The following is a 12263-nucleotide window of genomic DNA, read 5'->3' as shown; positions in this document are numbered from 1 at the left end:
ACAACGTACTCAGTGTTAAGAGCTGGGGTACTTAAGATGACTGCTTATAAACAGGAAACCATAATTAGGGCATAGACCCTGCACCGGACCTGTATGCAGCTCTTAAATGTAGATGAGGAAGAACGAACTGTGGTAGGGGCTGTTCTTCCTTATTTTTATGCAACTTTATGAATATAGAGTAACGTTGGAGAATGGTCAATAAGCACAGAAAAAAACGTGCGGTATAAAACAGCACGTTAAGATAGACAATATTTAGGAGGAGCCGAAATTAATCTGCGGCAAACCTGCGGTAGGTGAGAAGATTAATTCGACGCGTTACATCAAGTGCCAGAACTGTTTTCGGTATAATTTTTCGATTAATTTTTATCAAGATATGGTGCTGAGATTTCAATATCTTGGATAAAGCCTACACTATGATGTGATCTGCAGGAATAAAAGTTATACCGAAATGTGAAATGAAAATTGGACAGAGAATCAAAATTTGTTTCTAACCAAGTAAAAAGTTATACCAAAAAGACCATGGGAATTCCTTATTAATACAGAGGATTTTATAAGTGTTCGGTATAACTCAAAATTCGGTATAACCACGAGAACCAACTCCAAATAGCCAACCAAATAGCCAACCTTATCTGATAATTATACTATTATTTTGTTGTACAAAAGTTAATATTTAGGTATCTAAAGATATGCATAACATTTTGATCATATAATGATATAATGAGACTGGTGGCTAATATTTTATATGGAAAGGTATTATTATGGCAGTCTCTTATAATGGCTTATGGAAAATGTTAATCGATAAGAAAATGTTCAAGAAGGATTTAGCAGAAGAACTTAATATTAGTTCTGCGACTATGGCGAAAATGGGAAAAGGAGAGAAGGTCTCACTGGAAGTATTGCAAAAGATATGTGTTTACATGAACTGTGATATTGGAGACATTATTAGCTTTGAAAAATCCATTGAGTCACCTTCGAAAGATAACTTCGATGAAAGATAAAAAACAGATTACCATTTTGCTATATATCTAAAATGATCAATGTGGTCTATAAAAAGGAATCAAATGAGCAAAAAAACGCCTGAACAAATTAGCTTTAATATGAAGCAAGTAAAAAATAAAGATTCACAAATTGAGCTATTGCTCAGAAAAGAACTTTGGTCAAGAGGAATACGTTATAGAAAGAACGTTAGAAAGATATTTGGGAATCCGGATATAACATTTATTGGGCTAAAAATAGCAGTATTCTGTGATAGCGAATTCTGGCATGGCTATGATTGGGAAAACAGAAAAAATGATTTTAAATCTAACAGGGAATTCTGGATACCTAAGATTGAAAGAAATATGAAGAGGGATAGGGAAGTTAATGAATATTTAGAAAATGACGGATGGTTAGTGCTAAGGTTTTGGGGTAAAGAGATAAAGAATAATACTCAGATATGCGCAGATAAAATAGAAGCGGCGATAAAGGAGAGAAAACATGTATAAATCAATAGATTTATTTGCAGGAATCGGAGGTATCCGTAAGGGATTTGATAATGCTTTCGGAGATGACATAAAAACAGTATTTGTAAGTGAATGGGATGAATTTGCTCAGAAGACTTATAAAGCGAACTACAAGGATGATTTTGAAATAGCCGGTGATATTACACAAATAGATGAAAAGGATATTCCCTCATTCGATATTTGTTTGGCGGGATTTCCATGCCAGGCATTTTCTATGGCTGGGAAACACATGGGCTTTGATGATGACTATAAAGGAAAATGTCGAGGAACACTATTTCAAGATGTTGTAAGAATATGTGAATATCATAAGCCAAAAATTATTTTTTGTGAGAATGTAAAGGGATTAACAATTCATGATAAAGGTAGAACCTTCAAAGTAATAAAGGGAGCATTTGAGCAAATTGGGTATACGGTATATGACAAGATTCTCAACAGTAAAGATTTTGGAGTTCCTCAAAACAGAGAAAGAATCTATTTGGTATGCATAAGGAATGATTTACTTAAAGAAAAATGCCCTGAGGGATTTGTATTTCCTGTTGGCGAAGGAGAAAAAACTACCATAAGAGATATCATTGATCCGGCCCCAGTGCCATCTAAATATTATTTGAGTGATGTATATTTGGATACTCTTAGAAAACATAGAGCACGCCATGAAGCAGCTGGGCACGGTTTTGGATATGAAGTTAGAGATCTGGACGGAATAGCAGGAACAATTGTATGTGGTGGAATGGGACGTGAAAGAAATCTTATTGTTGATGAGCGTGAGCATTCTATGACACCGACTACTCACATTAAAGGAGAAATTAACAAAGAAGGAATTAGAAAGATGACACCAAGAGAGTGGGCAAGATTGCAGGGTTTTCCTGAAGATTTCAAGCTGGAATTGGCAGATACACATCTTTATAAACAGTTCGGAAACAGTGTCACTGTTAATGTTATTGAATCCATTGCAAAAGAAGTATTAAAAGTCTTGGAGGGAAAATAATGAATAGAGGTGAATGGGGCGAGCCTTATGCTGCTTTAAGACTACTAGGATATAAGAAATTGTTTATTGCAAACGAAAACGGTGATCCAAATCCCAATGAATGGATGGATGTTTTGAAAATTGTTCGTCAAGAAACAAATGACCGTATTGTCACATATCACTGTAACGGAATAGACCATGATATTGATATAGAAATTAATAATGTTCCTGTAGCTAGTATTCAAGCCGATAAATTCAAACATATAGCGGATTTATTGAAGAATGACATTATTAATTCAACCGGTAGATCGTTTAATGTATCTGATGAGGTTGTGGATTTTCTTCAAAAAGCAGAAATTCAACACATGAAAGCAAAAAGTGTTGAAAAAAGCGATATTTTTCTTGATACAAGAGATCCTCGTAGTTCAATAGTCAGAGAAAATATTGGATTTTCTATAAAATGTGAATTCGGTGAGAATCCAACGCTTTTCAACACAGCAAAGGCATCAGCTGCTAAATTTAAAATTAGTGGAATGAATGATGTACTGATGAAAGAAATTAATTCGTTAGTTGACGGTAAAGGTCACGCTGCTGTATCAGAACGGTGCAATTCAATCCGTGAGCATGGATGCAAGTTAGAATATGTTGGATATGAACTTGCATCAAAAGCAAAATGCGAAGCATTTAAGGAAAATCTTGATTTGATTAACCCAAATCTTCCGATTGTGATTCAACGCATACTTTGGAATCATTTTATGGAACGACAGGCAGAAACAGATATCGTATCTGTGATGAAAAAAATCATAATTGAAAATCCATGTAATATTACTCTTCCCGAGACTAAGTACCCATATATGATAAAAATGTTTTTATATTCGGCGTATTGCGGGATGACTGCAAGTACCATCTGGGATGGAAAGAGTACCGTCAAAGGAGGATATATAACAATTAAAAAAACCGGCGAAGTTGTTGCAAACTATGCTCTTGAATCTGAGGCATTTAAGAATTTTTTGTATACACATTGTTATTTGGATTTTCCTTCGACAGACCAGGGTCATGGAGCATATGGAGAAGTGTATAAACAAGGTGACGAATTCTATTTTAAAATGAATTTTCAAATTCGTATCAGGTAATAATAATCAAGGAGATCGGAATGAACACAGTTTCTGAAGCTATGCGCAATGTAATGGATAAATGTGAAATATTAGTTGACGGGAATGTTATTTCCAAAGAAGTATTGATGCGTTCATTTGCAGAGTTTTTATCTCAGACTATAGAAAAAAAGAAACATAATGTTGGTGTTGTTTTGCATTCCGGCTCCTTATGCTTCGATGCACTTATTATTACATACGCAGCCATTACAAATTTAATGTTTAATCAAACAAACACTGTAGATATTTTGGAATCTATTAATACGGGGGATATCGTACTTTACGGAGAAAAGAAAAAACAACGTTATATATTTAATGGCTATGTTGATGGTAGTGTAATCGGAAAGGTGTATAGGGGGGCACGATATATTAAATTGAGCCAGGATGACGGTGGTTCTAAATACGTTGCAGAAAATTCATGGAGATTAATTGAACCATATAACGGTAAAGCAAAACGGTTAGATGGAAGAGGCATAAGAAATAAGGGAAAGCAAAGAGAAGAATTCTTTATAGAAGTTTTGGGTGTACAGTCTAAGGATATTCCTAGTTTGATTGATACATCCACAGTTTTGGTTATGCCAAGAGATGAGGCAGACAGGCTAATAAAAGGAATTACTATCAGATTTGATGGAAAAGAAGCCAAATTATTAGATTTGGTTACTGCGTCATACTTTACAGAAGATGATGAGTATTCATTTGGAGGAAACACAGGAAAAAATGAACCTGTGCTTAAAGTCTGTGCAAAGGTCTCTGTAGCAAGAAATCTTATTCTATCAAGAAATGGAAATAGTCATATCGGTCTTATCATCATGGGGCAAGAAATAATAAATAAAGGCGAATCTGAGCTTCATGAATTGGTGAACAGAAAGTCATTACAGTATGTATATATTTGTTCAAATGTTGATTCCGATTATATAGGACATCTACTTGAAGAAATCGAAGAAATAGAGGTATTTGCTTGTACAAAAGGATTTCTTGCAGAAAATGACTCCATGGAAATCATTGAACCAAATGAATTAACTAAAGAACTAAAACGTCAGATTGAAACAATCAAGAAAAAGGAAAATGAGATAATAATACTTGATAATGAAGGTCTTGATAGTGATACATTCCGAACATTTAAAAAAACTCTCTTAAAGCTAAAAAGGAACCAGTATGAATCTGAAAATAAGGAAAATTTTATTATACAGGCTCATTCTCTCTTCAATTTATTGATAACGGCACCATTTTCGATTAATGATTTGAATAAATGTGCTTATAACGGACTGGTATCTGTTGAGCCGGTTGATGAAAAGATACTAAGGTTGGAGCAGATGGCGGATGAATTAGGTGAGTCACTTCGTAAGGAAGCCTATTGTGTGATAGACATTCTTAAAAATATTTCATTATACATGACAGATTCTACTCCAAAAGAGAAAGAGTTAAGGAATTACATAAAAAATCATACAGATCAGTTTATAGCTATTGTTGTTCCAAAAGCTTATTATGCAACGGTTATAAAAGAAAAGCCTGGGTATGTTCCGGGATATTCCAGAGGAGTTTTTTTTATGACTCCCGGGCGCTTTGATAATACGCGCCTTTATGATGTCGTTATTGTTTTGGGTGATTATGAAGGTAAAAGATTCAATGCCTTTAGTTGCAATGCATCAAAGAAAATTGTGTCTTTATTGTATAAACCCGAAGAAAAGGCTTTTAGGTTCAAAAAGAATAGAGCTTCTAATAATTCAAAAAAATGGGATAGAAAATCCACAATTCGTCTGAAGAATTATGTTGAAAGTGAAGAAGTTGAAGAAAGTCAGATAAATAATCTCTTAGATGAGGAAAATGAGATTGAAGGATATATTTCTCAGTTGGACACTTTTGTAGATTCAGTGAGGCTGAATTCATTCTCACAAGGAGGAAGAGTGAATGTTACTGCCGAAATCATCGCAGTGGCAACGTTTACTGATGATAGTAAAGCTTTTTTCAGTAAGCATTATAGAGCATATGTTCTTGACTCTGATAATGGCACGGTTAAAGAAGTGGGTGTTACAGATCTTAGCGAGGGCGACAGTATTATTTTTACTAAAAACAATAATGAAACAAAAGATATTGTAGATTCAATGTTAAAACAAATGATTTTAGACGGCAAGATCGGACAAAGACTCCTTGATGCTTATGACAAATCAAAAGAGTGGCAACACAGTTTAATTGATTACATGCAGGATAACAATTTAACGCCTATGAAGGTAGTCGAAGAAATGCTTAATATAAATGTACCGGTACAAGAGGCCACTATTATACGATGGTTAGATGAGGATGCGCATATTGTTGGTCCCAGAAATATTGAATCATTTAAGGCAATAGGCAAATTAACGGGGAATTCCGAACTTCAAAACAATCCTGAATTATATTTTGAAGCTTGTAGGGAAGTAAGAAGTATACGAAGACGAATTCTTGGAGAAATAGGTCGAGCAATAATTAATAAATTCAGTGGAGCTATCACATCTGAGAATAGTGAGTTTTCAGAGGTTTATGAAAAAATCAATTCATTGGCGGAAGTATTGCAAATTGATCGAATAACCCCCATAGAAACGGTATTGCCACTAAATGTTTCAAATAGGCCTATTAATTTATAGAGGGTAAAAGAAAATGATTGAGAAAAGCAAATTAATAGCAGCTCGTGAAGAATATATAGAGTTAGTAAAAAAAGAATTGCTGGGTCCCGGGTCAGAGATTTCTTTACCTGATGAAGAACATGAATTAATTTCCGATTCGCCAAATACCAGATATTCTATTGGTATTTTATATACCAAAGAAAACAAAATGAATGCAGATAATAACGACTCTTCTCGTATTGAGGAGAGAGACGATAATGCAGATGAAATTGAAAATACTGAAATTGAAGTTAATAATTCGGAAAACTTTGTTTCACACAAAGAATCTGTTTCTCCTTCTGATGAAGAGAACCTTGATGAAGAAGTTGGTTTGGCAACACAAAATATGCCATCATCAATGGGAATTACATTCTTTGCAAAAGGACATGTGGATAAAATTAATTGTATTGTAAAATTCGCAACATATAAAAAGGCTCTTTCAAGCGATTGCCGTATCCCAATAAATTTTGAAGGTATTGAAACGTATGAACTTCCGGATTTGTTCAAATCTTCAGTTTATATAGACACAGACGAAAAAACATTAAGGCTTACAACAGGTGGAATGACCAGAAAAAAGGTACGCGAACTTGAAGAGAGAGACCTTCTTGGCGGCGATGAACATGGAATAATAAGCTGTATGTATAAGCTTGCGGATCAGTTATCAAAGGGATATGTCAGAGTGCCCCATGAAATAGAAGTGCAACTGGAATATGGCGATAAAGAATATATCGATCAAAATAAAGATCTTGCTGATACCAAGCTGAAAATAACTTCACTCAGACGACAAGTTTCAGAAGATGTTTATTCCTATACAATAATGCTTGTTAATGATGATATTAGAAGGGCTAAGCCGGATTTGTGCATTTATCAGCCATCAATTGCTGTTTCAACAGATAATAATGCTTTCATTTTTGTTGAATATAACGGGTATCAGGATTTTGAAACATTGGATGATGAAGAAAAATCATTATTAATGCAATACAGAAATAAAAGAGTATATGGAACAGGTTTGGGGACATCCATGGCTTGGAAGATAGATGAAGAAGGAAAAGGCTGGATTTCAAATGATTTTTTTCCACAAGTGGAAGTCCCATCAATGGATTTTAAGTTGGTGAGTAAAATTCAAGTTCCTGATGAAGCTTTCTCAATGAAGTATTTATCTGATCTGAACACAGTTGATCAAGAAGAAAAACTGGCAGCAGAAGAAAAAATCATTGATGCCTATGAAGAGTGGATAAGTGAATTGTACGAGAAAACTAAAGGATTGGATCCAAAGTATAAAGCTGTTGCTTTAAAAAATATAGAAGGCTGTAGATCCTCTGCGAAGCGAATGAGGAAAGGCATAGACATTTTAAGAAATAACAAGAAGTCATGGCAAGCATTTCAGCTTGCAAACAGAGCCATGTTTATGCAACGTGCACACCTTAAACTACAATCAGTAACTTCAAATATCAACAGGTATCCTGATGATGAAGAATTATCAGCCTTACTAGATGAAATAGATTATACCAAGGTTGATGAGAAATTTGAGGATAAATATTCGTGGAGACCATTTCAGATTGCCTTTTTGCTTATGAGTATAGAATCTATAGTTAATGATTCTTGTGATGACAGAGATTTGGTAGATTTGATTTGGTTTCCAACCGGCGGTGGAAAAACTGAAGCATACCTTGGTCTTACCGCATTTACTATCTTTTATCGCAGATTATCTAATCTGGAAGTTTCATCAGGAACTACAGTTATCATGAGATATACTCTGCGTTTGCTCGCTGCTCAACAGTTTACAAGAGCATCAACTTTAATTTGTGCCTGTGAATATATAAGAGTTGACGCAACTTCACGTAAACCACAGTATGGCAGATATCCTTTAGGAGAAGATAGAATAACCATAGGTCTTTGGATTGGTGGTGATCATACACCGAATAAAGATGATCAAGCAAAATCTAATTTAAATGAACTGTTAAAGGCATCAACCGAAGAATTAGAGCACAAAAAAGATCGTTTCAATAAGTTTCAAGTTTTAAAATGCCCTTGGTGTGGCACAAAGCTTGTACAGGATATTGTTAATCACAAGAAAATAGGCGTCTTTGGATACAGGATGAAGAATAACAGACATCTTGAATTATATTGCCCGCAAGAAAGCTGTTTCTTTAACTCTGCAGGTAGTTTGCCGATTCAGGTTGTTGATGAAGAATTGTATAATAATCCTCCGACGTTGTTGTTTGGTACCGTGGACAAGTTTGCGATGCTTCCATGGAATCCAAGAATAGGTTCGTTTTTTGGTATAGGTTCATATAATAGATCACCGGAATTGATTATACAGGATGAGTTGCATTTAATATCAGGCCCACTTGGCACAATGGTTGGACTATATGAAGCTGCAATAGATGCACTATGTAAGAGTAAAGGTGTCAGCACAAAAATAATAGCTTCAACTGCAACAATAAGAAGAGCGGTAGAGCAATGTGCTTCTCTCTATGATAGAAATATTAATCAATTTCCTCACCCCGGGATAGATGCAGAAGATTCATTCTTTGCAAGAGAGTCTATTGTGAATTATTCGAAAGATATTTTTGGCAGAAAATATGTTGGATTAATGCCTTCCGGTAAAACAAAAGCAATGATGGAAATCAGGGCAATTTCTGCTATGCTACAAAAAATAAACTCGATGAATCTCAGCGATGAAGTCAAAGATAAATATTGGACCTTAACTGTTTATTTTAACAGTCTTAAAGATCTGGGTAAATGCTCAACTCTCGTTGATGACGATATTAAGGATTTTATAAAAAGGATGGCCTATAGAATCGGTACAGCTAAAGATGCAAGAATGATAACAAGTGCCGATGAATTGACCAGCAGAGTCTCAACTACACAGCTTAATCAAACACTTGATAAGCTTGAAAAACTTGCCTACAGTAAAGAGAATATTGAAAATAAGCGATGGCCATCAAATGTCCTGCTTGCAACCAATATGATTTCAGTCGGGATAGATGTAGCCAGATTAAACGTAATGTTGCTCGTTGGACAGCCCAAGCTGACAAGTGAATATATTCAGGCATCAAGCCGAGTTGGAAGAGAATTCCCGGGAGTTGCCTTTACCATGTACGACGGGTCTAAGAGCCGTGATAGATCTCATTATGAGCAGTTTAAAAGCTATCATGAATCATTTTACAAACATGTTGAACCGACGGGTGTTACCCCATTTTCTAAACCTGCAAGAGAAAGAGCATTGCATGCTGTCGTTATATCATTGTTGAGACAATTGAATATTGAGCTTTCCGATGAAAAGGGAGTTTCAGAGTTTTCCAGAGAAAAATATTCTAAAGAGATATCTGATGTAACAGAATATATTGTTTCAAGGAGTAATAGTATCACCAACAGAATAAATCCTGATATGGCCACAGAAGACAATGATATTAGAGAAGAAATATCTTTGTTACTGGAGCAGTGGGAATCTATGATGAATGGATATGATTCTGATCATTTTTATTATGGAGAAAAATATTTAGTTATGCCACCGGATAAGGAGGACGGGCGATTAATGAAAGTATATAATACAAATCGTTTTGATCCTGCATTTGATACGATGACATCCATGCGTAATGTAGACATTTCATCAGGAAGCAGCGTTGTTATTTGGGAAGAGGACTAAAGATGAAGATTAAGGAAAAAATAAAACTAAATAAGGTCACTCATTCTGTCAGAGCATCACAAGCAGTCCTTCAATATGGAGTAGGAGCCATGGTGGATTTCCCGGAACAAACATTGATGACAGCTGCGCCTGAAACATGGGAGAGCAGTGTTATAGAAATTCACGATGAGCGATTAGAAAAAGTTCTAAAAGTTGATTTTTTTGGCATGCCCGGCAGTGGTGATGAGGGCAGGTATCAGAACGGAGTTTCATATGTAAGATTTCCTGAATGGTATTTTTGCCCAAAATGCAGAAGATTTAAGCCTCTTAAACAATGGATTAACGAGTTTACGAATTCTCCAAAAATGAAAAAAACAAGGGAAAATGATCCTTATATGGTAAAGCGATTAAGATGTCCTACTTGCTTTCAAGATTTAGTAGTTGCACGTATAGTCGTTGCTTGTCCCCATGGACATATAGATGATTTTCCTTGGGTGAAATGGGTACATGCAAAAAATTCATTTGGTTCTAAAAAAATATGTGATCATCCGGAATTAAAATTCACAACAAGTGCATCGTCTACAGAAGGACTCGAAGGTTTAACCGTATCATGCACAAGCTGTAATTGCAGAACGACTTTAAGAGGAGCATTTGATAAAGGAGCACTCCAAAATTTAGATAAACTCACAGGATCTGAGTATAACTTTACTTGCACAGGACGTCACCCATGGAAAAATCAAAGAGAATTATGCATTGAATATCCACATGTATTACAGAGAGGTAGTTCTTCAGTATATTTTCCAATATCTGTGAGTTCATTGGTTATTCCACCATATTCCAGTATATTGACGGGACAGGTTCAGAATAGTATTGCTTTTTCTGATTTAAGAAAGGCTATTACAGATTCATTAAAAACATTGTCTTCATTACCGATACCGGTTACACAAGAGATAAAAGAAGGTGTAATCAAGGAAAAAATATCTGAATTTTCCAAAAAGATCTCTATGGAAATTGGCAAAAAAGAGGATCAGATAAAAACAATCCTTGAACGAAAATGGAGTGGCGGAAGTGATCCTGAATACACAACAACAAGTATTAAATACAGAGCAGAGGAATACTCGGCATTAAATGGTGAAGTCGTAATAGAAGACAAAGGCGGCGAATTTATCAGAGAGGGCACCGATATAGATGACTATGATATTCCTTTTGTAAGGAATATTAGCCTTATTCATAAAGTTCGAGAAGTGCAAGCACTGGTGGGCTTTTCCAGATTAGAGCCTGTTGACAGCGATATCATTGCTGATAACAGTAAAATTTCTGCTGTGAATATTAAAGAAGATGATACCAGATGGTATCCGGGCTACGAAGTACGAGGTGAGGGCATATTTATTGAATTTGATGAAGATGCAATCAACGAGTGGCGAAATAATAACGAAAAACTATTTAATAGAGTAAAGCTGCTTAATGATAATTATAGGAAATCATATTATGGATCATTAAAAGATAGAGAGATAACTGCAAAGTTTTTGCTTTTGCACACATTATCACATCTATTGATGAAACAACTTAGTTTCGAATGTGGATATAGTATAGCTTCTTTAAAGGAAAGAATCTATTGTTGTGAGCCTTCACAGGGTAGAAATATGTCAGGAGTATTCATTTATACAGCAAGCGGTGATTCGGAGGGAACAATGGGTGGCCTTGTAAGACAAGGAAGACCTGATGTATTCCCTGGAATATTCAGAAAAGCCATAGAAGCTGCCGTGACTTGCTCAAATGACCCGGTTTGCAGTTTGAGCCAGGGACAGGGCAGAGATTCGTTAAATCTTTCAGCTTGTTATTCATGTACTCTTGTTCCCGAAACGAGTTGTGAAGAGTTTAATGTTTTCTTAGATCGTGGTTCAGTGATAGGCACTTTTGAAAATCCCGAAATTGGTTTTTATTCTTCATATGTTGGAACCAAAGATAAATGGAAAGCGCCCACAAAATTACATAAAAATATAATAAAAGAAAAAACACCCATCTGTATTATTACTGATTATGGTATGGATTTATCGGGATCCACTTATGAAAGCATTTGGAAGAATCTTATACAATTTGCTGATAACACTAATGAAAAGGCACTATTAAAGTGCTTAATTGAAAATGGAAAAGAATTCGAAAAATCCGAAAAACCACGTAGTGGAGCCACTTTCTGTATATCTGACAAGAAAAATCTAGGAGTAGATCTGATTTGGACAGAATCTAAAGTTATGTTCTTTTTGTGTGAAAACGAAGATGAGTATATTTCGGCAAAGGATGGAGACTGGAAATGTATTTATGCCGGTGATGAAGCTGTAACATGGAAAACCATAAAAAGTATGTTAAAGGAGAATTAGT

7 protein-coding genes are annotated in these 12263 nt (G+C 35.3%); all 7 read left to right on the top strand.

What is annotated here, in order from left to right; genetic code table 11:
- The first annotated feature begins 758 nt into the window (after window positions 1-758).
- The 7 genes from BLV86_RS13940 to drmB all read left to right on the top strand — a co-directional run bounded on the left by BLV86_RS13940 (window position 759) and on the right by drmB (window position 12262).
- The gene (locus BLV86_RS13940; RefSeq protein ID WP_031548910.1) at window positions 759-998 is read left to right on the top strand and encodes a helix-turn-helix domain-containing protein; all 240 of its coding nucleotides are present in this window, start codon (window positions 759-761) and stop codon (window positions 996-998) included.
- A 63-nt stretch (window positions 999-1061) separates the two neighbouring features.
- Window positions 1062-1484, top strand: coding sequence for a very short patch repair endonuclease (locus tag BLV86_RS13935; RefSeq protein WP_090818664.1), 423 nt, complete (start codon window positions 1062-1064; stop codon window positions 1482-1484).
- The gene (locus BLV86_RS13930; protein WP_090818661.1) at window positions 1477-2487 is read left to right on the top strand and encodes a DNA cytosine methyltransferase; all 1011 of its coding nucleotides are present in this window, start codon (window positions 1477-1479) and stop codon (window positions 2485-2487) included. Before BLV86_RS13935 ends, BLV86_RS13930 begins: the two co-directional genes overlap by 8 nt.
- A complete protein-coding gene (locus BLV86_RS13925) occupies window positions 2487-3599 on the top strand; it encodes an HpaII family restriction endonuclease (RefSeq protein ID WP_090818658.1) in 1113 nt (370 codons plus the stop codon). The genes BLV86_RS13930 and BLV86_RS13925 overlap by 1 nt, the downstream gene beginning before the upstream one ends.
- Before the next feature lie 20 nt (window positions 3600-3619).
- Complete coding sequence (locus BLV86_RS13920; protein WP_090818655.1) at window positions 3620-6235, top strand: DrmE family protein; 2616 nt, start codon at window positions 3620-3622, stop codon at window positions 6233-6235.
- Between the two features lie 13 nt (window positions 6236-6248).
- Window positions 6249-9905 carry a helicase-related protein gene (locus BLV86_RS13915; protein WP_090818651.1) on the top strand — a complete coding sequence of 1219 codons (3657 nt, stop codon included), beginning with the start codon at window positions 6249-6251 and terminating at the stop codon, window positions 9903-9905.
- Between the two features lie 2 nt (window positions 9906-9907).
- Window positions 9908-12262 carry a DUF1998 domain-containing protein gene (gene drmB / locus BLV86_RS13910; RefSeq protein ID WP_090818648.1) on the top strand — a complete coding sequence of 785 codons (2355 nt, stop codon included), beginning with the start codon at window positions 9908-9910 and terminating at the stop codon, window positions 12260-12262.
- Window position 12263 lies beyond the last annotated feature (1 nt).

The organism is Oribacterium sp. KHPX15 (genome assembly GCF_900107835.1).
Taxonomy (GTDB): domain Bacteria; phylum Bacillota; class Clostridia; order Lachnospirales; family Lachnospiraceae; genus Oribacterium.
This window is presented reverse-complemented; position numbering and strand designations above follow the sequence as displayed.